The 21,000-nt window shown below is 67.5% G+C and carries 26 protein-coding genes; 15 read left to right on the forward strand and 11 right to left on the reverse strand.

All coding sequences use genetic code 11. The features are described 5' to 3' along the window. Window positions 1-106 precede the first annotated feature (106 nt). Entirely contained in the window at window positions 107-901 is a 795-nt protein-coding gene (locus tag AC07NN_RS05020) for an SDR family NAD(P)-dependent oxidoreductase (RefSeq protein WP_494638052.1), read from the reverse strand. 98 nt (window positions 902-999) lie between these two features. Here AC07NN_RS05020 and queF point away from each other — a divergent pair, with 98 nt between their 5' ends. The 3 genes from queF to AC07NN_RS05035 all read left to right on the forward strand — a co-directional run bounded on the left by queF (window position 1,000) and on the right by AC07NN_RS05035 (window position 3,726). Then, window positions 1,000-1,455, forward strand: a complete 456-nt coding sequence (gene queF / locus AC07NN_RS05025) for a preQ(1) synthase (RefSeq protein WP_494638054.1) — start codon at window positions 1,000-1,002, stop codon at window positions 1,453-1,455. A 367-nt stretch (window positions 1,456-1,822) separates the two neighbouring features. Then, a complete protein-coding gene (locus AC07NN_RS05030) occupies window positions 1,823-2,962 on the forward strand; it encodes a sensor histidine kinase (protein WP_494638056.1) in 1,140 nt (379 codons plus the stop codon). Continuing rightward, a complete protein-coding gene (locus AC07NN_RS05035; protein ID WP_494638058.1) occupies window positions 2,962-3,726 on the forward strand; it encodes a LytR/AlgR family response regulator transcription factor in 765 nt (254 codons plus the stop codon). Before AC07NN_RS05030 ends, AC07NN_RS05035 begins: the two co-directional genes overlap by 1 nt. A gap of 111 nt (window positions 3,727-3,837) precedes the next feature. Here the strand turns inward: AC07NN_RS05035 and AC07NN_RS05040 are convergent, their stop codons facing one another. Continuing rightward, on the reverse strand, window positions 3,838-4,128 hold the full coding sequence (locus AC07NN_RS05040) for a hypothetical protein (protein WP_494638060.1): 291 nt from the start codon (window positions 4,126-4,128) through the stop codon (window positions 3,838-3,840). A 38-nt stretch (window positions 4,129-4,166) separates the two neighbouring features. Then, window positions 4,167-4,784 (reverse strand): nitroreductase family protein, encoded by a 618-nt coding sequence (locus AC07NN_RS05045; RefSeq protein WP_494638062.1) that lies wholly within the window; start codon window positions 4,782-4,784, stop codon window positions 4,167-4,169. A gap of 109 nt (window positions 4,785-4,893) precedes the next feature. On the opposite strand from AC07NN_RS05045, the gene AC07NN_RS05050 reads away from it, so the two are divergent. The 3 genes from AC07NN_RS05050 (at window position 4,894) to AC07NN_RS05060 (ending at window position 7,209) form a co-directional block, all read left to right on the forward strand. Next, window positions 4,894-5,511, forward strand: a complete 618-nt coding sequence (locus tag AC07NN_RS05050; protein WP_494638064.1) for an NUDIX domain-containing protein — start codon at window positions 4,894-4,896, stop codon at window positions 5,509-5,511. Between the two features lie 80 nt (window positions 5,512-5,591). Then, entirely contained in the window at window positions 5,592-6,422 is an 831-nt protein-coding gene (gene cysE, locus AC07NN_RS05055; RefSeq protein ID WP_494638065.1) for a serine O-acetyltransferase, read from the forward strand. Between the two features lie 4 nt (window positions 6,423-6,426). Next, complete coding sequence (locus AC07NN_RS05060; RefSeq protein WP_494638067.1) at window positions 6,427-7,209, forward strand: glutaminyl-peptide cyclotransferase; 783 nt, start codon at window positions 6,427-6,429, stop codon at window positions 7,207-7,209. A gap of 316 nt (window positions 7,210-7,525) precedes the next feature. Here AC07NN_RS05060 and AC07NN_RS05065 read toward each other — a convergent pair whose 3' ends face one another. After that, complete coding sequence (locus AC07NN_RS05065) at window positions 7,526-7,681, reverse strand: hypothetical protein (RefSeq protein ID WP_494638069.1); 156 nt, start codon at window positions 7,679-7,681, stop codon at window positions 7,526-7,528. 73 nt (window positions 7,682-7,754) lie between these two features. Between AC07NN_RS05065 and AC07NN_RS05070 the strand changes: the two genes are divergently transcribed. From AC07NN_RS05070 to AC07NN_RS05085, 4 genes are all read left to right on the forward strand, one after another. Next, on the forward strand, window positions 7,755-8,687 hold the full coding sequence (locus AC07NN_RS05070; RefSeq protein ID WP_494638071.1) for a LysR substrate-binding domain-containing protein: 933 nt from the start codon (window positions 7,755-7,757) through the stop codon (window positions 8,685-8,687). A gap of 52 nt (window positions 8,688-8,739) precedes the next feature. Beyond that, complete coding sequence (locus tag AC07NN_RS05075; protein WP_494638073.1) at window positions 8,740-8,946, forward strand: DUF3126 family protein; 207 nt, start codon at window positions 8,740-8,742, stop codon at window positions 8,944-8,946. 71 nt (window positions 8,947-9,017) lie between these two features. After that, on the forward strand, window positions 9,018-9,293 hold the full coding sequence (locus AC07NN_RS05080; protein WP_494638075.1) for a type II toxin-antitoxin system Phd/YefM family antitoxin: 276 nt from the start codon (window positions 9,018-9,020) through the stop codon (window positions 9,291-9,293). Beyond that, on the forward strand, window positions 9,293-9,709 hold the full coding sequence (locus AC07NN_RS05085; protein WP_494638076.1) for a type II toxin-antitoxin system VapC family toxin: 417 nt from the start codon (window positions 9,293-9,295) through the stop codon (window positions 9,707-9,709). The genes AC07NN_RS05080 and AC07NN_RS05085 overlap by 1 nt, the downstream gene beginning before the upstream one ends. On the opposite strand, the gene AC07NN_RS05090 is transcribed toward AC07NN_RS05085, so the two are convergent. Then, window positions 9,706-10,977, reverse strand: coding sequence for an MFS transporter (locus AC07NN_RS05090; protein ID WP_494638078.1), 1,272 nt, complete (start codon window positions 10,975-10,977; stop codon window positions 9,706-9,708). The two genes, AC07NN_RS05085 and AC07NN_RS05090, sit on opposite strands and share 4 nt — an antisense overlap. A 97-nt stretch (window positions 10,978-11,074) precedes the next feature. Between AC07NN_RS05090 and AC07NN_RS05095 the strand changes: the two genes are divergently transcribed. Then, on the forward strand, window positions 11,075-11,689 hold the full coding sequence (locus tag AC07NN_RS05095) for a TetR/AcrR family transcriptional regulator (RefSeq protein ID WP_494638080.1): 615 nt from the start codon (window positions 11,075-11,077) through the stop codon (window positions 11,687-11,689). 8 nt (window positions 11,690-11,697) lie between these two features. After that, window positions 11,698-12,381 carry a GNAT family N-acetyltransferase gene (locus AC07NN_RS05100; RefSeq protein WP_494638082.1) on the forward strand — a complete coding sequence of 228 codons (684 nt, stop codon included), beginning with the start codon at window positions 11,698-11,700 and terminating at the stop codon, window positions 12,379-12,381. On the opposite strand, the gene AC07NN_RS05105 is transcribed toward AC07NN_RS05100, so the two are convergent. The 6 genes from AC07NN_RS05105 to AC07NN_RS05130 form a co-directional block, all read right to left on the reverse strand. Beyond that, the gene (locus AC07NN_RS05105) at window positions 12,378-13,025 is read right to left on the reverse strand and encodes a glutathione S-transferase family protein (protein ID WP_494638084.1); all 648 of its coding nucleotides are present in this window, start codon (window positions 13,023-13,025) and stop codon (window positions 12,378-12,380) included. The two genes, AC07NN_RS05100 and AC07NN_RS05105, sit on opposite strands and share 4 nt — an antisense overlap. A gap of 7 nt (window positions 13,026-13,032) precedes the next feature. Continuing rightward, entirely contained in the window at window positions 13,033-15,021 is a 1,989-nt protein-coding gene (locus AC07NN_RS05110; RefSeq protein ID WP_494638086.1) for an OPT family oligopeptide transporter, read from the reverse strand. An 88-nt stretch (window positions 15,022-15,109) separates the two neighbouring features. Further along, window positions 15,110-15,574 carry a hypothetical protein gene (locus AC07NN_RS05115; protein ID WP_494638088.1) on the reverse strand — a complete coding sequence of 155 codons (465 nt, stop codon included), beginning with the start codon at window positions 15,572-15,574 and terminating at the stop codon, window positions 15,110-15,112. Between the two features lie 153 nt (window positions 15,575-15,727). Continuing rightward, window positions 15,728-16,084 carry a hypothetical protein gene (locus AC07NN_RS05120; RefSeq protein WP_494638089.1) on the reverse strand — a complete coding sequence of 119 codons (357 nt, stop codon included), beginning with the start codon at window positions 16,082-16,084 and terminating at the stop codon, window positions 15,728-15,730. 131 nt (window positions 16,085-16,215) lie between these two features. Further along, window positions 16,216-17,010 (reverse strand): PhoH family protein, encoded by a 795-nt coding sequence (locus AC07NN_RS05125; RefSeq protein ID WP_494638091.1) that lies wholly within the window; start codon window positions 17,008-17,010, stop codon window positions 16,216-16,218. Further along, window positions 16,998-17,156, reverse strand: a complete 159-nt coding sequence (locus tag AC07NN_RS05130) for a hypothetical protein (RefSeq protein WP_494638093.1) — start codon at window positions 17,154-17,156, stop codon at window positions 16,998-17,000. Before AC07NN_RS05130 ends, AC07NN_RS05125 begins: the two co-directional genes overlap by 13 nt. A gap of 180 nt (window positions 17,157-17,336) precedes the next feature. Here AC07NN_RS05130 and AC07NN_RS05135 point away from each other — a divergent pair, with 180 nt between their 5' ends. From AC07NN_RS05135 to AC07NN_RS05145, 3 genes are all read left to right on the forward strand, one after another. Then, on the forward strand, window positions 17,337-17,870 hold the full coding sequence (locus AC07NN_RS05135) for a gamma carbonic anhydrase family protein (protein WP_494638095.1): 534 nt from the start codon (window positions 17,337-17,339) through the stop codon (window positions 17,868-17,870). Between the two features lie 408 nt (window positions 17,871-18,278). Beyond that, the gene (locus AC07NN_RS05140; RefSeq protein ID WP_494638097.1) at window positions 18,279-19,946 is read left to right on the forward strand and encodes a choline dehydrogenase; all 1,668 of its coding nucleotides are present in this window, start codon (window positions 18,279-18,281) and stop codon (window positions 19,944-19,946) included. A gap of 10 nt (window positions 19,947-19,956) precedes the next feature. Beyond that, the gene (locus tag AC07NN_RS05145) at window positions 19,957-20,901 is read left to right on the forward strand and encodes an aldo/keto reductase (RefSeq protein WP_494638099.1); all 945 of its coding nucleotides are present in this window, start codon (window positions 19,957-19,959) and stop codon (window positions 20,899-20,901) included. Window positions 20,902-21,000: the final 99 nt, after the last annotated feature.

Here is a 21,000-nt window from a genome sequence, read left to right on the forward strand (position 1 = left end):
AGGGCGCCAGGCGCCTAAACTTTGGGCCGAGTGTGACGATTATGCTTCAGAACGTGCGCAGGCATGCAACAGGCGCCTGAAAAGCGAATCCGGCTTGGCTGTTGCTTTACCGCATAGAAAGGCTTGCGCCCCCGAGGTGCAGCCCTGCGTCGACCAGCAAGGTTTCACCCGTCACGTGGCGCGAGGCGGGCGAGGCCAGGAAGACAGCGGCGCCGGCGATGTCCTCGGGCTTCGAGGCGACCTTCAGCGGCGTGGCCGCCGCCGCGCCGGCCCGCAGGCGTTCCATCGAGTCGTCGGGCAGGTTCTTGAACCACGGGGTGTCGATGAAGCCTGGATTGACCGCGTTGACGCGGATGCGCGGACCCAGCGCTCTGGCCAACGACAGGGTCATGGTGGTCATCGCGCCCTTCGAGGCGGCGTAGGGCACCGACGAGCCGTTGCCCATCACGCCGGCGATCGAGGCGGTGTTGACCACGGCGCCCGGCGAAGGCGCGGCCTCCAGCAGGGCGCGGGCGGCCCGCACCATCTGGAAGGCGCCGACCACATTGACCGAATAGAGCCGCAGGAAGTCCTCGGCGTTCACCGCGTCGAGGTCGGCGTGGTTTGGCGCGAACTTCGTCATGCCGGCATTGTTGAAGAGGGCGTCGATGCGGCCCGTGGGCTCGGCGGCCGCGACGATCTTCCTGCAGTCCTCGTCGTTGGCGACGTCACCCTGGACCAGAACGGCCTTGGAGCCCTCGGCCTCGACCAGGCGAGCGGTCTCGGCGGCCTCGTCGGCGCTGCTGGCGTAGTTGACGACGACCAGGCCCGCGCCCCGTCGCGCCACCTCGACCGCGATCGCCCGGCCCAGACCCGTCGAAGCGCCCGTGATCACCACCGTGAAGCCGTCGAAGTCCCGCATCGCATCCTCCCCGCGCCATTTGGCGAACAACTGTTTGCGACGTTGTAGCGAGGCGCGTGCGGCTTGTCTCTTGAGCTCGTGAGGCCTAAATCGCGGCGATGACCGATCTGAATGTCACCCAGCTGGGCCAAGTCGTCGACGCGCCGGAAAATCCCGAGGTCGCCGTCCTCGAGCGCGTGCCCAATCCGCAGCACGACGTGCTCTATCTGGCCCGCTTCGTCGCGCCGGAATTCACCTCGCTGTGCCCCGTCACCGGCCAGCCGGACTTCGCTCACCTCGTGATCGACTATGCGCCGGGTGACTGGCTGATCGAGAGCAAGTCGCTGAAGCTCTATCTCACCAGCTTCCGCAACCACGGCTCGTTCCACGAGGACTGCACGGTCAAGGTGGCGCGCAAGATCGTCGAGATCGCCCAGCCCCGCTGGCTGCGCATCGGCGGTTACTGGTATCCGCGCGGCGGCATTCCGATCGACGTCTTCTGGCAGACCGGCCCGGCGCCGGAAGGCCTGTGGGTCCCGGACCAGGGCGTGGCGCCCTATCGCGGCCGGGGCTGATCGCCGAGACGATCAAAAAAGGGCTGCTTGACCATCGAAGGGGGCGCGTTCTGCGGGGCGCGCCCCTTTTGCGTTCTGGGCGGCAGCAGAAGGGCCGCCAGGTAGCCGAGCTTCATCCTGGGGCTCCAGCGAAGAGCGACCTTCCCGAACGCCCTTGGGAATGGCGGTAGGGCGTCCCCGTCCGAATGAGGGAAAGGGTAGGGACGCTCTGAACGTCCAGGAAGGTCGCCCACTTGATGGCCTGCCCCGCGTCTCGCGTCGCGCACGCTGCGACGGGCGGGCGCGAGGCTGCGGCGGAGCGACGAAAGCCGACGCTGGTGCGGCGGACGCGGGCTGCGTTCGGCGCCGTTTCGGCTAGACTGCGACCATGAAAGATATCGACGTCGGGCTGAAGTCGGACCTTTTCAGGCAGGCGCTGCTTCTCACACTGAGCTTGTGGGGGCTGGATACGCTGCTGTTCTGGCTGCCCTATCTCGCCGCCGCCAAGACCCCCGCGCCGGGGCTGGTCGCCAGCCATTTCGTGTTCATGGGCCTGGGCGCGCTGCTGTCGGGGGTGATCTACCTCCGCGCCGCCCGGACGCCGCAGGACGACCGCCCGGTGCGGTTCGTCGCGATGGTCCCGACGGTGCTCGTCATGGCGGTCGTGCTCTCGGTATCGGATTTCGTCATCGGCGGTTACTTCCGAACCCTGCTCGATGGCGCGCATCCCTTGCCCCGGGTGATGATCGCGCGCGGCGTCAGCCAGTTTCTGCTGGGCGCCTGGATGTACGCCCTGCTGGGCGCGCTCTATCTGATGATGATCGCCGTCCGCGTGGCGCGCGAGAACGAGCGGCAGCTGGCCGACGCCCGCGCCGCCGCCCTGGCCGCCGAGGCCCAGGCCAGCGCCGCGCGCCTGGCGGCCATGCGCTACCAGCTCAATCCGCACTTCCTGTTCAACACCCTGAACGCGGTCTCCTCGTCGGTGATCACCGGCCGCAACGACGAGGCCGAGTCGATGCTGGCGCGGCTGGCCGACTTCCTGCGCCTGACCCTGGCGGCCGATCCCGAGGCGATGATCCCGCTGGAGGATGAACTGGCCACGCTGCAGGCCTATCTCGAGATCGAGAGCGTGCGGTTCCGCGACCGCCTGGGCGTGGAATTCTCGTGCCCGAACGAACTGCGCAACGCCCTGGTCCCCAGCTTCGTGCTGCAGCCGCTGATCGAGAACGCCGTCAAGCACGGCGTGGCCCGCACCAGCCGGCCGGTGACGATCCGCCTGGAGGCGTCGCGAGACGGCGAGGACCTGGTGGTCATCGTCGAGGACGATGGCGAGCCCGCCGGCCAGGAAATGGCCAATGGGGTGGAGGGCATGGGCGTGGGCCTGACCAATGTCCGCCAGCGGCTGGAAGTGCTGTACGGCGCTCGCGGCCTGCTGCAGGCCGCTGCGCGCGAGCGGGGCTTCCTGGTGCTGCTGCGCATCCCGCTGCGGCTGGAGGTCGTGAAACTGTTCAAGCCGAGGGCCGCGTGATGCAGCTGAAGGTCCTGCTGGTCGACGACGAGCCGGCGGCGCTGGAGCGCCTGTCGGCCCTGTTCGCCCAGATCCCGGACACCGAGCTGGTCGGCGTGGCCCGCAACGGCCGCGAGGCCGCCCAGGCGATCGCCGAGCTGTCGCCCGACCTCGTCATGCTCGACATCCAGATGCCGGAGCTCAGCGGCCTGGCCCTGGCGTCGGAGCTGCAGGCCGAGACCCGGCCCGAGATCGTCTTCGTCACCGCCTTCGAGGTCTATGCCGCCGACGCCTTCGCGGTGGAGGCCGCCGACTACCTCCTGAAGCCCGTACGCTTCGACCGCCTGCGCCAGGCCGTCGAGCGGGCCCGTCGCCGCCGGACCCTGCAGAAGGCCTACGAACAGCAGGCCGAAGCCGCCGCCCCGGCGCGCGAGAACGACCTGGACGGCATCTGGGTCGCGACCCGCCAGGGCCATGTGCGCGTGGCGGTCAGCGAGATCGACTGGATCGAGGCGGCCAAGGACTATGTCCTGCTGCACACGGCCACCCGCAGCCACATCCACCGCATCACCATGAGCGCCCTGGAGCAGGGCCTGGACCCGGCCAAGATGATCCGCGTCCACCGCTCGGCCTTTGTCAGCCCTGACCGGGTCGAGGCGGTCAACCGCCTGGGCAAGGGACTGATCGCGCTGGTGCTGCGCGACGGCGTCGCCGTGCCGGTGGGGCCGACCTACGTGAAGACGGTGCAGTCGCGGCTGGGGCTGGCGTGCCTGGAAGAGGTGTGAGGGTCCGTCCTCGCCCTTCGACAAGCTCAGGGTGAGGACTACTGTTGGCTCGATGGGTTCAGTAGAAACCTCACCCTGAGCTTGTCGAAGGGCGAGGTTTCGGCGCCGCGATCATCCCTTCGCCAGCCGTCGCCTGTTCGCCCGAACCTTCTTACGCAGATGCGCCAGCGAGCCCGCGGCCACTGCCGGCCCGCTCGCCCCCAGCTGTCCTGTCATCGCCAGCATCGGCAGCATCATGCCCGCCGTGACCTTCTCACTCACCATCAGCTCCGCCTCGGCCTGGGCGGCCGGGCCGCCGGCGGCGAGCTTCATGATGCGAAGGCCGATGACCGTCGAGGCTTCCAGCCCCAGCGACCAGCTATCGAAGGCGAGACTCGTCCAGGGATCCTTGCGTCGCGCCATCGTCGTGTCCTCGCTACTCCTGAGCCAACGTTCCGACCCTAGGTCGGGCTCCACGCGCTGGTGATCGCCGCCACGTCGGGGCGCACGCGCTCCTGCGGATCTTCGCTCGACGTGCCCAGATAGAGATAGCCGGCCACCTGCTCGCCTTCGGCCAGGCCCAGGATCGCCGTGGCGCGCGGGTCGTAGCTGTACCAGTCGGTGATCCAGTTGGCGCCCCAGCCCAACGCCGAGGCGGCCAGCAGCATCTGGTGGCAGACGGCCGAGGCGCTCTGGCGCTGCTCCCACTCGGGGATCTCGCCCTCGACGAAGCGCGAGACCACGGCCACGCAGACGGGCGGGCGGGTCAGCTTGCGCAGGGCGGCCTTGGCCTTGGTCGGGTTGGCCTGGCTGTCGGCCAGTTCCGTGATCCGCTCGGCGAAGACGTCCTTGGCCTCGCCCTTCAGGATCACGAAGCGCCAGGGCGACAGCTTGCCGTGGTCGGGCACGCGGGCGGCGATGCGCAGCAGCTCGGCCAGCTGGGCGTCGTCCGGCCCCGGCGCGGTCAGGCTCATGGCGCTGGCCGAGCGGCGCTTGGCCAGGAACGCGACGACCTCGGGCGAGGCCGCGATCGGCAGGGTCTGGCCAAATTCGGGGGCGGGGGGAACGGAACCGGCCAAGACGTCATCTCCGAAAATCTGTAAGCCCGCTCAGGTAGGGCCTAGCCGAGCCGGATGGAACCATCCGCGCCCGATAAATACCGCGCCCAGCCTATAAGTTCGGAGCCCCATGTCCGATACGCCTGACCGCAAGCCCGCTTGGCTGAGACCGCACGGCAAGCCGTGGGGCGTCTCGTCCAGCCAGGTCGTCTACGACAATCCCTGGATCACCCTGACCGAATACCAGGCCATCGCGCCCACGGGCCGGCCGGCGCTGTACGGCAAGGTCGGGTTCAAGAACCAGGCGATCGGCGTCGTACCGCTGCATGACGACGGCACGGTGACCCTGGTCGGCCAGAACCGCTTCAGCCTCGCCAACTACAGCTGGGAACTGCCCGAAGGCGGCGCGCCGCACGGCGAAGACCCGCTGGACGGCGCCAAGCGCGAGCTGGCCGAGGAGGTCGGGCTCCAGGCCGCCGACTGGCGCCTGATCCTGAAGATGGAGCTCTCGAACTCGGTCACCGACGAGCTCGCCTACGGCTTCCTGGCCATGGATCTGACCCCTACGCGGACCGCGCCGGACGAGACGGAGGACCTGGCCGTCGCCCGTGTCCCGTTCCGCGAAGCGCTGGACGCGGCGACCGCCGGCCACATGCCCGACGCAATTACGGTGGCGTTACTACTCCGGACGCACCATATGGCGGTGCGAGGGGAACTGCCGGGCGATCTGGCGGCTCTCATCCTTTAGAAACCGGCGTTCGTCGGCTAGTAGGAGCATCTTCATTGAAGATGCTCTATGAGTACCGCCTGCTGGGAAGGGAGAGCCCGATGGCCAAGCATCTCGAAGTGGTGACGCCGGATACCGACACGCCCGTGTGGGTCGCCCTGCGCAACCAGGCCGAACACGCCGCCAAGGACGAGCCGGCCCTGGCCTCGCTGCTCAACGCGGTGATCCTGAGCCACGACAACCTGGCCGACGCCCTGACCTTCCAGCTTGCCCGCAAGCTGGGCGACCAGGAGATGCGGGCGATGACGGCGCGCGAGTTCGCCGCCGACGCCTTCGAAAGCGATCCCTCCATCGTCGAGGCGGCCGAGGCCGACCTGAAGGCGGTGTTCGAGCGCGATCCGGCCTGCAAGGGCTATGTCCAGCCATTCCTGTTCTTCAAGGGCTTCCTGGCCCTGCAGACCCACCGCGTGTCGCACTGGCTGTGGAACGAGGGGCGCGAGACCCTGGCCTTCTACCTGCAGAGCCGCTCCAGCGAGGTCTTCCAGGTCGACATCAATCCGGCCGCCAAGATCGGCAAGGGCGTGTTCATCGACCACGGCACCGGCATCGTCATCGGCGAGACCGCGGTGGTCGGCGACGACGTCTCGATGCTGCATGGCGTGACCCTGGGCGGCACCGGCGCGGATCGCGGCGATCGTCACCCCAAGATCGGCAAGGGCGTCCTGCTGGGCGCCGGCGCCAAGGTGCTGGGCAACATCACCATCGGCGACTACGCCAAGATCGCCTCGGGCTCGGTCGTGCTGCGCCCCGTGCCGGCCCACTGCACGGCCGCCGGCGTGCCCGCGCGCCTGGTCAACTGCCCGACCTGCGAGGAACCGGCCCGGACCATGGACCACACCCTGGCCGAGACCGTCTATTCGTACGAAATCTAAGCCCGTGGGCACTTTCCTGCGGAACCTGGGCGGCCTCGCGTTCGCGGCCGCTCTCGTCGTAAGCGCGCCCGCCTGGTCGGCTTCGGCTCCGGTCGGCGGCTACACGGTCGTGAAGGCCTACGCCCACGACACCAACGCCTTCACCGAGGGGCTGTTCTATCGCGACGGCTTCATGTTCGAGAGCACCGGCCTGGCCGGGCGCTCGTTCATCCGCAAATGGAACCTGGAAACCGGCGCCTCCGAGGCCGAGCGCATGGTCGACAGCCGCTATTTCGGCGAGGGCATCGTCGACTGGAAGGACCGGCTCTACGAGTTGACCTGGACCAACGAGATCGGCTTCATCTACGATATCAACAGCTTCGAGCGGATCGGCGAGTTCAGCTATCCGGGCGAGGGTTGGGCCCTGACCCGCGACGACAAGCGGATCATCATGAGCGACGGCACCTCGTTCATCCGCTTCCTGGATCCGGACACCCTGAAGGAGACCGGTCGCATCGAGGTCACCGACCACGGCGTGCCGGTGCGGAACCTCAACGAGCTGGAATATGTGAAGGGCGAGCTGCTGGCCAATGTCTGGCAGACCACCCGCATCGCCCGCATCGACCCGAAGACCGGCAATGTCATCGCCTGGATCGAACTGGCGGGTCTGCTCAAGGAAGCCGGCGTCACCGGGACCCGCGACGACGTGCTGAACGGCATCGCCTACGACGCCGCCCAGGACCGGCTTTTCGTCACCGGGAAGCTCTGGCCGAAGCTCTTCGAAATAAAATTGACGACACCCAGATAGGCGGCGGAACCGCGTTCGGGGGATGGCGTTTATCTCACGTCCGCCCCTCTACGCCCCCCCGACCTAGTGGGCGGACCCGGGCCCCAGCTGGCGAGACGCCGCTGGGGCCCAACCCTTTTCTGGGGTCTGTTTTCATTCCGACAAATATCTTCGCCTTCCTGGGCCTTGTGCCCAGGACCCATGCCCGAGGGCGAACTTGGCTCGCCGGATTTTCGGGGCGGTCGGCCGAGGCTGAATCCCAACGCAATGCCCGCTGAACCATGGGTCCTGGGCACAAGGCCCAGGAAAGCGGGCTTTGAGAGCCTTTGCTCTCTATTCAGCCTTTCGCGCAGGCCGGCGTTTTCGTCTTCAGTGAGATTTGTTCCGCTTCCGCAGGCTGCTGGTGCGCGAGGCCGTAGATGACGGCGGTCCAGATCGCCATCACGGCCAGAACCTGGGGGAGGGTGATGCGGGAAGGAGCGGCGGGTGACATGCGCGCGACTATCCCCTGGTTGCGCTTGCCCGGATAACGACTTATCGGTCGGCCTTCTGTGAGGTTTCTTCACATGGCCCGTCGCCACCTGCCATCGCTGAACGCCCTGCGCGCCTTCGAGGCGTTCGGTCGGCATGGGCGCATGACGCTGGCGGCCGACGAGCTGTGCGTGACCCACGGCGCGGTCAGCCGTCAGATCCGCCAGCTGGAAGAGCACCTGGGCGTCGCCCTGACCGAAGGGCCGCGCTCGCGCCTGCGCATGACCGAAGCGGGCCTCAAGCTGACCCAGGCCCTGTCGCCGGCCTTCGACCAGATCGAGGCCGCCGTGCCGCGTCCGGTCCAGGTTGGACCGCGCCCCCTGGTCGTCTCGTGCCTGCCGACCTTCGCCATGAAGTGGCTGATCCCGCGCCTGCCGGCCTTCCAGGCCGCGCATCCGGACATCCCGTTGCGGGTCGCGGAGTCCAACGGGCCGTTCGACTTCCGCGATGACGGCATCGACCTGGCCATCCGCATGCGCCGGCCTCAGGAGTTGGGAACCGACCCGGCGGAGACCACGCCGTTCATGCCGCACTTCCACGGCCCGGTGATGTCGCCGGAGCTGGCCGCCGGGGGACCGGCGACGCTGGAGCGCGTTTGCGCCCTGCCGCGTCTGCTGACCCGCACCTTCCTGGAAAGCTGGTCCGACTGGGCGCGCAACTTCGAGGTCGACGGTCTGCCCGCGCCGGTCAGCACGCAGGAGTTCGACCACTATTTCTACATGCTGGAAGCCGCCGCCGCCGGGCTCGGCGTGGCGATCGGCCCGTGGGCCTTCGTGCAACGCGACCTAGCCAGCGGACGCCTGGTCGCGCCGTTGGGATTCACGGCCGGCAAGACCAGCATCGTGGCCCTGACTCCGTCCGACGGGGCCACCGACGAGGCTCTGCTTTTCCGCGATTGGCTGGTCGCCGAAGGAGCGTCCACACCTCATCCGCCGGAAGCGGCTTGCGACTCTCGCCCCGGGCGCTAGTTTCGCGCGGATAACGCGCTCCCGGGCGCTCCCCCAGAACAAGAGGCCCCCCGTGGACGCCACGACCGTCGCCAAGCTCGAAAAGCACCTGAAGCGCACCTTCGGCAACCCGCACATCCAGGTGAAGCCGCGTCCGAAGCAGAAGGACTCGGCCGAGGTCGAAGTGGCCGGTGAATTCATCGGCGTCGTCTTCCAGGACGAGGACGAGGACGGCTCGTTCATGTTCGAGATGGCCATCCTGGCCGAAGATCTGGACTAAGCTGTCGCTTGAAAAAATGACCACTTTGACTACTCTGGTCATAGTGGTCATTTTTCGAGGTGGAGGGCGTCATGCCCGATGGCAGTTGGAGCCTGGCGGAAGCCAAGGCCAAGTTCAGCGAAGTGGTTGAACGGGCGCGTACGCAAGGCCCACAGCACCTGACCAAGAACGGCAAGGACGCGGTCGTCATCGTGTCGGCCGAAGACTATCGGCGGCTCAGCCAGCCGCAAGGCGTCGCTGAGCCTGGAGCGAGCTGGCTCGATTCCCGCTTCCAGATCCTAAGCGACGAAGAGCACGACGAGATGTTCGCCCGGGACAAGGACCCGGGGCGTGTGATCGAGTTCTGATGTTTCTTCTCGACACCAACGTCCTGTCGGACGCCATCAAGCAGTCGCCGCATCCTGCCGTCAGCGCTTGGTCGAAGGCCCAATCGCCCTCGACGCTTTTCATCAGCACCGTCAGCTTGGCGGAAGCCGGCTACGGCGTTGAACGTCTCGCGGTTGGCCGAAAGTCTCATGAGCTGCGTCAATGGTTGAACAGCGTGCTCGTCGATTTCGGCGATCGGATATTGCCGGTCGATAGTCAGATCGCATTGACCCAGGCGCGCATTCGACGAGCGGCGGAGCTCGCCCGCCGAACCATGCCGCAGATCGACGCCTTTCTCGCCGCCACCGCCCAGGTCCATGGCCTGACCCTGGTCACGCGGAACGTGCGAGACTTCGAGGCTTGGGGTGGACCGATGTTCAACCCGTGGGGCGACTAGGCCGCTACCGCCTTCGGAACCACACGGCGGATCATCAGGGACGCCACACCCGCCACCAGGCCCGCCGTGCCCGCGATGATGAAGGCCTCGACATACTGGCCTTGGCTAGCGCGGATGACGCCCGCGCCGATCGCCGCGGTGGCCGCGCCCATCTGGTGGCCCGCCGCGATCCAGCCGAACACGATGGGGCCGTCGCGGTCCCCGAACGCCTCGCTGGCCAGGCGCACGGTCGGCGGCACGGTCGCCAGCCAGTCCAGGCCGTAGAACACCGCGAACGCCGATAAGCTCACTACCGAGAAGTCCGAGAAGGGCAGGTAGATCAGCGAGAGGCCGCGCAGCACGTAGTAGACGAAGAGCAGCTTGCGGGCGTCGTAGCGGTCGCTCAGCCAGCCCGAGGCCGTGGTGCCGAAGAGGTCGAACAGCCCCATCAGCGCCAGCAGGCCGGCGGCCTTGACCTCGGGCATGCCCCGGTCGCCGCAGAAGGCGATCATGTGCACCCCGACCAAGCCGTTGGTGGTCAGGCCGCAGATGAAGAAGCCCAGGAACAGCAGCCAGAAGGTGCGGGTCTTGGCCGCGCGGCCCAGGGCCTGGAAGGCGTAGGCCAGGGCGTTGGCGCCGTTGACCGGGGCGGGGGCGACATAGTCATCGGGCGCGCCGTAGGGCTTGAGGCCCACGTCCGAGGGGCGCTCGGGGATCAGCAGCCACATCAACGGGGCCAGGATCAGGGCGACCAGCGAGACGGTCAGCACCACCGGCTTCCAGCCGCCGTGGTCGGCGATCAGGGCCATGCCGGGCAGGAAGATCAGCGAGCCGGTCGCGGTCGAGGCCGCCAGCAGGCCCATCATCACCCCGCGCCGGGCGACGAACCAGCGGTTCACCACCGTCGCGCCCAGCACCATGGCCACCGCGCCGCTGCCGACCCCGGCCATGACGCCCCAGGTGGCCACGTACTGCCAGGACTGGCTCATGAACGCCGATAGCCCCGTGGAGACCGACATCAAGAGCAGGGCCAGGGTCACGGTCTTGCGCAGACCGAACGACTGCATCAGCGCCGCCGCGAAGGGACCCGTGAGGCCGTACAGGAAGATGCCGATGCCGGCGGCCACCGAGATCGAGGCGCGGTCCCAGCCGAACGCCTTTTCCAGCGGCAGGATCAACACGCCCGGCGCGGCCCTGAGGCCAGCGGCCGATAGGAGCGCAAGGAAGATCGCACCGGCGACCACGAAGGCGTAGTTCTGGCCGAAGGGCCGGCGGTGTGCGGTCGGCATGTCGTCTCTCAGGCTTGCAGGGATGTAACCGATCGGTACGGGGTTGATTGGATGTATACGTACCGGTAAGTAACATCGTCAAGCGCGATATCTGAAAATGTCCAAGAGAACACCAGAAGAGATCCTCGCCGGGCCTTACGGTTCGACCCCGCGCGCCGCCGACCGCATCTTCGAGACGGCGCGCGAGCTGTTCTATCGCGAGGGTATCCGCGCGGTGGGGGTCGATGAGATCGTCACCCGCGCCGGCGTGACCAAGCCCAGTCTCTATCGCAGCTACAAGTCCAAGGACGAGCTGGTCGCGGCCGTGCTGCGCGAGGTCGAGGTCGGGTTCTGGGATCGCTTCGAGGCCGCCGAGGCGCTGTATCCGGACGACCCCAAGGCCCAGATGATCGCCTATTTCCAGGGCCTGGCCGACCGGTCCGGCGGCGACGACTATCGCGGCTGCAATCTCTCCAACGCCGTGGTCGAATATCCCGACCGCCAGCATGCCGGCCGCCAGGTCTCACAGGAGCACAAGCAGCTGCTGCGCGATCGCCTGCACGCCAAGGCCGCCCAGATGGGGGCGTCCGACCCCAAGGGGCTGGGCGACGCCATGATGCTGCTGATCGAGGGGGTCTTCACCTCCAGCCAGATGTTCGACGGCGACGACAAGCCGGCCAAGGCGGTCGTCGGCGCCGTGAAGGCGTTGATCGCGGCGTACTGTCCGGCTTGAATGGGCGCATGACCGCCCACGTTCTCGACCGCCCCGCCTATTCGACCCTGACCGGTCGCCAGAGCCATCTGGCCGTCCACCATGGCGGAGCGCTGCGGATGCACCCGGACTTCGGCCTGTTCGCCGGGACGGTGGACGAAAGCCCGGCGAGCCTGGCGGCCCTGGGCGAGCTGGTGCGGGCGCAAGGCACGGTGGGCCTGGTCGAGCCCGCCGCGCCGCCGCCGGTTCCGGGGACGCAAGTTCTCTCCAGCGCCCTGTGCCTGCAGATGGAAGCCGTCGAGGTCGCGCCGGCCTGGGACGTTGCCTTCGACATGCTGGACCTCGGCGACGCCGACGCGGCCGAGATGCTGGCCCTGGCCACCCAGACCAAGCCGGGTCCGTTCTTCGGCCGCACCCACCAGCTGGGCGAGTTCATCGGCGTGCGCGTCGACGGCCAGCTGGTCGCCATGGCCGGCGAGCGGATGCGGCCCGACGGCTACACCGAGGCCAGCGGCGTCTGCGTCCATCCCGACCATCGCGGCAAGGGCTATGCCGCCCGCCTGCTGCGCGAGGTGACCGCCAAGATCCTTGAGCGAGGCGAGAAGGCCTTCCTGCACAGCTACGCCGACAACGCCACGGCCATCGGGCTCTACGAGTCGCTGGGGTATCGGGGCCGACGGGACGTGGTGTTCACGATCCTGGCAGCGGCCTAGTACGCCAGCCGCCCCTTCATCTCGTCGAACGGGATCATGACGTGCTCGCGATAGGCGGGCCGCTCGCGCAGCCGCGCATACCAAGCCTCGACGTTCGGTGTGGGCGGCCGATCGATCTCGAGTTCGTAATAGCGATAGAGGTGCGTCCCGACCGGGATGTCCGCCAGGCTCGGCGCGTCGCCGCTCAGGAACGGCCGATCGGCCAGCACTGTATCGAGCAGGGTGAAGTGTCGCGCACAGGCGGCGAGGGCGACGTCGACGGCCGCCATGTCGCGCTGCTCCGGTGGCGTCCGGTACCAGCCCCAGAACACGCCCGTCAGGAAGTCGCGCTGTAGGGCCGTCTGCGCCCAGTCCATCCAACCGTCGGCCCTGGCGCGGTCGGCGGGCTCGGTCGGCCACCAGTCGGGGCCGCCGTGTCGGGCGGCGAGGTAGCGGAGGATGGCGTGGGATTCCCAGACGACCACGCCGTCGTCGTCGATGACCGGAACCCGTCCATGCGGGTTCAGGGTCAGGAAGTCGGGATCGTCGAGCCCGCCGTGGTCGCCGCCGGCGGGTATGTGCTGGTGGGGAAGGCCAAGCTCCCCCACCAGCCACAGCACCTTCTGGACGTTGAAGGAGGAGCGGCGACCCCAGACCTTCAACATCCGTGATCTACCCGGCCTTGGCCGCGCGCGCCGCCGCACCCTTGGCCCAGACATAATGCCAGACCAGCAGGCCGATCCCGGCGATGGCCGCGAAGATCATGCCGACGCCCTCGGACGGGGCGAACGGGACGGCCAGGGGCGCGTCCTTGTTGGTGGCCACGATCAGGCCGGCATAGGCGACGTTGAACAGGCTCTCGCCGACGATGAAGCCCGAAGCGGCCAGGACGCCCAGGCGCTCGGCGCCCTCGGCGTTCGGACCCTTGCGGACCCACTTCTCGTACAGCCAGCCGCCGACCGCGCCGATCACCACGGGGGCGGTCACGGCGCTGGGCAGGTAGATGGCCAGGCCCACGCCCAGGGGCGGCAGGGCGTACTTGTTGCCGGAGGTCTTGCGCAGGGTCTCGTCGATGATCACCAGGACGATGCCGACCAGCACGCCGACGCTCAGCATCGGCAGCTCCAGCTGGCCGCCGATCACGCCCTTGGCCAGGGTCGAGATCAGGGTCGCCTGCGGGGCGGGCAGCGGATTTGCCGCCACGGCTTGCAGGTTGGCCGCGCCGGCGAAGCCCCAGGCGCGGTTCATCAGCTCCAGGGCTGGCGGGATGACGGCCGAACCGGCGGCGACGCCGATGATCAGGGCCACCTGCTGCTTCCACGGCGTGGCGTCGACCAACTGGCCGGTCTTCAGGTCCTGCAGGTTGTCGTTGGCGATCACGGCCACGGCCATGATCATCGTGGTGACATACAGGGCGAAGGCGATCAGGGCGGTGTCGACGTTCGGGCCGGTGACCGCGTGGCCGATGGCGCCGATCATCAGCGAGGCGCCCAGGATCGACAGGATGGCGATGCCGCTGACGGGGCTGTTGGAGGCGCCGATCAGGCCGGCCATGTAGCCGCAGACGGCGGCGGCGAAGAGGCCGGCGACGACCACGAAGGCCACGCCCGCCAGCACCAGCGGCGCGGCCAGGCCGGCCAGCGGACCGCCGGACAGGAAGTGGAACAGCATCCACCCAGCCGGGGCCAGGACGATCAGGGTGACCAGGCCGACGATGTTGATCGGGATGTCCTGCTCGACGCGCGGGATGGCGCCTTCGCCCGACTTGCGGGCGCGGCCGGCTTCCAGGGCGGCCATCAGGCCGCGCCAGACGGGAACGGCCAGCTTGCCCAGGGTCCAGATCGCCGAGGCGCCGATCGCGCCGGCGCCGATGAAGCGGACCTGGTTCTTCCAGACCGAGACGGCGTGGGCGGCGACGTCGCCGGTCCACGGGGCCAGCGAGGTCAGGATCGGCGTGGCGATGCCCCAGGCGATGATCAGGCCGACGATGAAGGCGACACCGACGGTGACGCCCATGATGTGGCCCGCGCCGATCAGGGCCATCGAGGCCGAGGCGCCCAGGCCCGTCGCGCCGGCGCCGACCTTGAAGAAGCCGGACACTTCGGCGGCGAACACCTTGGCCGCGGCCAGGGCGGCGAACAGGGCCGACGTGATCGCGCCGACGGTCACGGCGAACAGGCCCGCCTTGCCTTCCTCGGCGCCTTCGCGCGAGGACGAGCCGACCTTCAGCACCTCGGCGGCGGCGACGCCCTCGGGGTAGGGGAGGTCGGACTGGGTGACCAGGGCCCGGCGCAGCGGGATGGAGTACATGACGCCCAGGATGCCGCCGGCGGCGCAGGCCCCGAAGACTTGCCAATAGGGGAAGTTCGCCCACCAGCCGATCATCAACAGGCCCGGCAGCACGAAGATCACCGACGACAGGGTCCCCGCCGACGAGGCGATGGTCTGGACGATGTTGTTTTCCTGGATGGTCGAGGTCTTGAACGCCCGCAGCAGGGCCATCGAGATGACGGCGGCGGGGATCGAGGTCGCGAAGGTCAGGCCGACCTTGAGGCCCAGATAGACCTGGGCCACGGTGAAGACGAGGGTGATCAGGACGCCGAGTATGATCCCTCGGAGGGTCAATTCTGTGCGCGGCGCTTCGGTGTCGGCCATGAACATGTCCAAAAAACTATTAAGGCGGCCGGACCTTGCACGTCCGACCGCCTCAAACTCAAGTCTCGATTTTAACGAACCGCGCCGGTTCGCGTTATTCCGGCCTTTGGTTCTTGCAGACCGCCTTGATGCCTTCCGCCAGGCGAATGTCGTTCTCGACCACCGCCAGCTTGTAAGCGCTTGCGCATTGGTTGGAATTGATCAGGTCTGCGGCCTGCTTGGCGCGGCTCCATTCCACCGGCGAGGCCTTGAGTTGCGAGCGATCCGTCATGGCCTGACGCCAGTAGAAGAATTGCGGGTACAGGTCGCCGGTGACGGAAGACCGCAGCAACGGTTGGGCGCGGTCGATGGGCGGCAGCGACGTGGTCTGCGAGGGTTGGGTTTCGGTTTGGGCGACCGCGCCGCCAGCGACGCTGGCGAAGGCGAGGGCCACGAGGGCCGAGCGTTTCAACATGACCGTTCCTTCCTGAGCCTGAAGAAGGTCACGCTCTCTCAACCTTGGGGTGGTGTAAAGTGAAAACGCACCAAAAAGGCCGAACAGTGGCGTCACGCCGGCCATCGCGGATCGGCTTTCCGCGACGCGGGCGCGACGCTCACGTTCCTCGACGGGGCGGAGCGCGGCGCCAACGTTGCGTGAAGCCAACGCAGCGCGAAGTAAGTCAAATCGCCGACAGCAGGAGAATTCGCTTGGAAACGCCTCGCGAAGAGGCCGCTAGCGGTGCGACCGCCCCGTGCAGGTCGCCTTGACGTTTTCCGCCAGACGATCGTCCAGCTCGACGATGGCCAGCTTATAGGCGTTGTTGCACTGGTTGGCGTTGATCAGGTTGGCGGCCAGTTCGGCGCGGCGCCATTCTTCAGGCGAAGCCTTCAGGTGCGCGCGATCCGTCATCACCTGCTTCCAGTACAGGCCCTGCGCCGTTCTTTCGAACATGAGGCTCTGGGGCAGAAGAGCGGTCGCACGCATGTCCGGCGTATAGGTCGGCGCGGACTGCGTCGGCTGGGTTTGAGCGAGGGCGCCGCCGGCGAGGCTGGCGAAGGCGAAGGCCGCGAGGGTCGTACGCTTGATCATGACCTGTCCTTCCTGAGCCTAAAGAAGAAGATCAAATTCCCTCAACCCTGGGGTGATGTAAAGTGAAAACGCACCAAAAAAGGCCGCTCCGTCGTCTGACGAAGCGGCCCCGTTGGTTCAGCCCGACAGGATCAGAGGACGCCCAGCATCTCCGCGACCAGCGGGTGACGGACGATGTCGCGGTCGGCGAGGCGGACCACGGCGATGTTGGAGACCTCGTCGAAGCGGGCGGCCACGTCGGCCAGGCCCGAGATGCCCGGCAGGAGGTCCGACTGGTTCGGGTCGCCGGTGACGACCATGGTCGAGTTCCAGCCCAGGCGGGTCAGCAGCATCTTCAGCTGCATGTAGGTGCAGTTCTGGGCCTCGTCGATCACCACGAAGGCGTTGTTGAGGGTGCGGCCGCGCATGAAGCCGACCGGGGCGATTTCGATGGCGCCCTCCGCCATCAGGGCCCGCATGCGCTTGACCGACAGGCGGTCGGTCAGGGCGTCGTAGAGCGGACGCAGATACGGGGCCAGCTTGTCTTCCATGTCGCCCGGCAGGTAGCCGATCGATTCGCCGGCCTCGACGGCGGGGCGCGACAGGACGATGCGGCCGACGCGGCCGGCTTCCAGGGCCTCAACGGCCTTGGAGATGGCGATGTAGGTCTTGCCGGTGCCGGCCGGACCCAGGGCCATGATCAGGTTCTTCTCGTCGATGGCTTCCATCAACTGAGCCTGGCCCGGCGATTTCGGTTTTATGGTTTTTAGGTAGCTCTGATCCCGACTCTCGCCTCTCGCGCCCCCATCCTCGGAAAGGGGCGACCAGCCGCCGCGGTGATCGACCGGCAGACGACGCACTTTCGAGTCGTCATATTGGCCAGTGCTCTCATAGGCGCCTTCACGCGCCATTCGCTTCAGGGCTCGCTTGGTCATCAAAGCCTCCATTGGGGCATGAAAAAAGGACGAGGCCGTGAGGCGTCGTCCTTGGATGTGAGCTGGATGGAAACGAAGGCGCGTGCGCGTCGGGGCGGCTCGGGAGAGCTTCCTCCGAGGGAAGTTCCAGGGGGCGATGCTGTACGCCGAAACGCCAAGAGCGACACCTCGTCTTCGTAGCGGGAGGGTCGTCGGCGGAGGTCGCCCCCGACCCGTCACGAGAGAAAAATGATTCCCGCTTGAGGAATGTTCCCTCTCGAATCGCCTGACTACAATGGGGCAACATGGTTTCCAGGGCGTTAATCTGAAGATTGCGCCCAAGAAAACGAGGCATACGGATGACTGTCTATTCCCTAGGCGCCGCAACGCCCACGCTTCCCGCACAAGGTGAATACTGGATCGCGCCGACGGCGAGTGTGATGGGGAATGTGATTCTCAAGAAGAACGCCAGTATTTGGTGGGGCGCGATCGTGCGCGGCGACAACGATCCGATCACCATCGGCGAGAACAGCAACGTCCAGGACGGCTCGGTTCTCCACACTGATCTTGGCGTTCCCCTGACCATCGGCGCGAACGTGACCATCGGACACATGGTGATGCTTCACGGGTGCACGATCGGTGATGGTTCGCTGATCGGCATCGGCGCGATCGTGCTGAACGGGGCCAAGATCGGGAAGAACTGCCTGATCGGCGCCGGGGCCCTGATCACCGAGGGCAAGGAGATCCCAGACAACTCCATGGTGATGGGCGCGCCGGGCAAGATGGTGCGCGAGGTCAGCGAGCACCACACCATGATCCTGCAGGGCTCGGCCTTGCACTATGTCGAGAACTGGAAGCGCTACGTCCGCGACCTGAGAGAAGTCGCTGAATAGCTGTCATCCCGGGCGGAGCGCAGCGTAGACCCGGGACCGCAACAGACTCAGAGCTTCCGGCGGTCCCGGCTCGGCGCGCTGACGCGCTTGGCCGGGATGACAGCTTCTGAGGAACGTTGGGAGCGCCGCCCCGTCGCTTGGGGGGATGCGAGGCGGCGCTCCCGCTCCTCGCGCAGGGCACGCGAGCGCGAGAAGACCCGCCGCGAACTGGCGTCATGTCGCGGCGGGACGGTGCGGGCGAACCACGCTCCGTTTCGTCCATAGGTAGTATGTAACTCTATTTGGGTTGAGTGTGGAAGCCCCACTCGCGTTACGTTACGTGAACCTTTTGTCAGCCTTGCGCGGCGGGCGAAGCCGGACCACTCTCTGCCTTAACAATGATAACCTTCGAGGGAGGGCGTCGGGGCCATGGCTAGCGAACGCTTTGATTACATCGTGATCGGGGCCGGTTCGGCCGGCTGCGTGCTGGCCGCGCGGCTGACGGAAGATCCCAACATCAAGGTCCTGCTGCTGGAGGCCGGCGGCAAGAACAGCTCGATCCTGGTCAAGATGCCGGCTGGCGTCGGCCAGCTGATCAAGGACAAGGGCGAGCAGAACTGGGGCTTCTGGACCGAGGCCGAGCCGCACCTGGACAATCGGAAACTGTGGTGGCCGCGCGGCAAGGGCCTGGGCGGCTCCTCCGCCATCAACGGCATGATCTATATCCGCGGCCATGCGCGCGACTACGACCAGTGGCGGCAGATGGGCCTGTCCGGCTGGTCCTATTCGGAGGTGCTGCCGTACTTCAAGCGCTCGGAGCATCACCATGCCGGCGGCGACGCCTATCACGGCGAGGCGGGCCCGCTGCGCGTGTCGAAGGGCGAGAGCGACAGCCCCTTCTACGGGACCCTGGTCGAGGCCGGCCGGCAGGCGGGCTACAAGACGACCAAGGACTTCAACGGCTTCCAGCAGGAGGGCTTCGGACCCTACGACCTGACCATCCACGACGGCAAGCGCTGGAGCGCGGCCATGGCGTATCTCAGCCAGGCCCTGTCGCGTCCGAACCTGACCTGCGTGACCGAGGCCCGCACCACGCGGATCATCGTCGAGAAGGGCCGCGCGGTCGGCGTCGACTATGTGGTCGGCAAGGCCGCCGAGAAGAAGACCGCCTATGCCGACGCCGAGGTGCTGCTCAGCGCCGGCGCGGTACAGTCGCCGCACATCCTGCAACTCTCGGGCATCGGCGCGCCGGACGACCTGAAGGCGCATGGGATCGCCGTCGTCCACGAGTCCAAGGGTGTCGGCGCCAACCTGCAGGACCACCTGGACGTCTGCGTCTCGTGGACCACCAAGAACCTCAAGACCGCCTATTCGGCCAACAAGGGCCTGAACAAGCTGGGTGTTGGCCTCAACTACATGGTCTTCGGCAAGGGCCTGGGCCGGCAGCAGTTCCTGGAGAGTGGCGCGTTCCTGAAGTCGCGCCCCGATCTCGACCGGCCGGACCTGCAGATCCATGGCGTGCTGGCCATCATGCAGGACCACGGCAAGGTCGTGGTCGAGAAGGACGGCTTCACCCTGCACGTCTGCCAGCTGCGTCCCGAGAGCCGGGGCAAGGTCGGCCTGCGCTCGGCCGATCCGTTCGCGGATCCGACCATCCTGGCCAATTATCTGGCCACGGACGAGGACCGCCGCGCCATCCGCGAGGGCGTCCGCATCGCCCGCGAGACGGTGGCCCAGGCCGCCTTCGATCCCTATCGCGAGTCCGAATATGCGCCGGGCGCGGATGTGAAGTCCGACGCCGACCTCGACGCCTGGATCCGCGCCAAGGCCGAGACGATCTATCACCCGGTCGGCACCTGTCGCATGGGCGCGGCGGGCGATCCGCTGGCGGTGGTCGACGACCAGCTGAAGGTCCAGGGGCTGGAAGGCCTGCGCGTCGTCGACGCCTCGGTCATGCCGACCCTGGTGGGCGGCAATACCAACGCCCCGACGATCATGATCGCGGAGCGGGCCTCGGACCTGATCCGGGGCAAGGCGACCTTGCCGGCGATGGATGTGCCGGTGTTCGAGGACGGCCGCGCCGTGGCGGCGGAGTAAGGCGATCACCATGAACATGCGCCCCCTCGGCCGTTCCGGCCTTTCGACCGCGCCGCTGATCTTCGGCGGCAACGTGTTCGGCTGGACGGCGGACGAGGCGACCTCGCATCGCCTGCTGGACGCCTTCGTCGACGGCGGCTTCAACGCCGTCGACACGGCCGACGTCTATTCGGCCTGGGTTCCCGGGCATGAGGGGGGAGAGTCCGAAGGCGTGATCGGCCGTTGGCTCAACGCTAGCGGCAAGCGCGACAAGGTTCTGATCCTGACCAAGGTCGCCATGTGGCCCAAGCAGCCGGGCCTGTCGGCCGCCAATATCGAGGCGGCGGTCGAGGGTTCGCTGAAGCGGCTGCAGACCGACTATATCGACCTCTACCAGTCGCACCAGGACGACGCCGAGACGCCCGTCGACGAGACGCTGGAGGCCTTCGACCGCCTGGTGAAGGCCGGCAAGGTGCGGGCGGTGGGCGCGTCGAACTTCTCGCCCGAGCGGCTGTCGGAAAACCTGGCGACCTCGAAGGCCCATGGCCTGGCGCGCTACGAGACGATCCAGCCGAAGTTCAATCTGGTCGACCGCGACCAGGTCGAGGGCGCGCTGGCCGACCTGACCCAGGCCGAGGGGCTGGGGATCATCCCGTTCTACGGCCTGGCCGCCGGCTTCCTGAGCGGCAAGTACCGCACCGAGGCCGACTTCGAGGGCAAGGCGCGGGCGCGGACCATCCTGCGCGACTACTGGAACGACAAGGGGCGGGCGGTGCTGGCGGCGCTGGACGTGGCGGCGGCGGAGGTTGGCGCCTCGCAGGCCCAGGTCGCCCTGGCCTGGATCATGGCCCATCCGGCGATCACCGCGCCGCTGGCCAGCGCGACCTCGGTCGAGCAGCTGAACGAACTGATGGGCGCGGCCCGGCTGGAATTGCCGGGTGCGGTGTGGGCGAAGCTGGATGAGGCGGGGCGGTAACCCTCAATCCGATTTCCCCGGCGAATGCCGGGATCCAGATCTCAAGGCGCTAGGGGTGATTGGAAGGGCGCGGTGCCTTTAGAGCCCACTCAAGCGCTC

Source organism: Caulobacter sp. GW821-FHT09H08, from assembly GCF_059415885.1.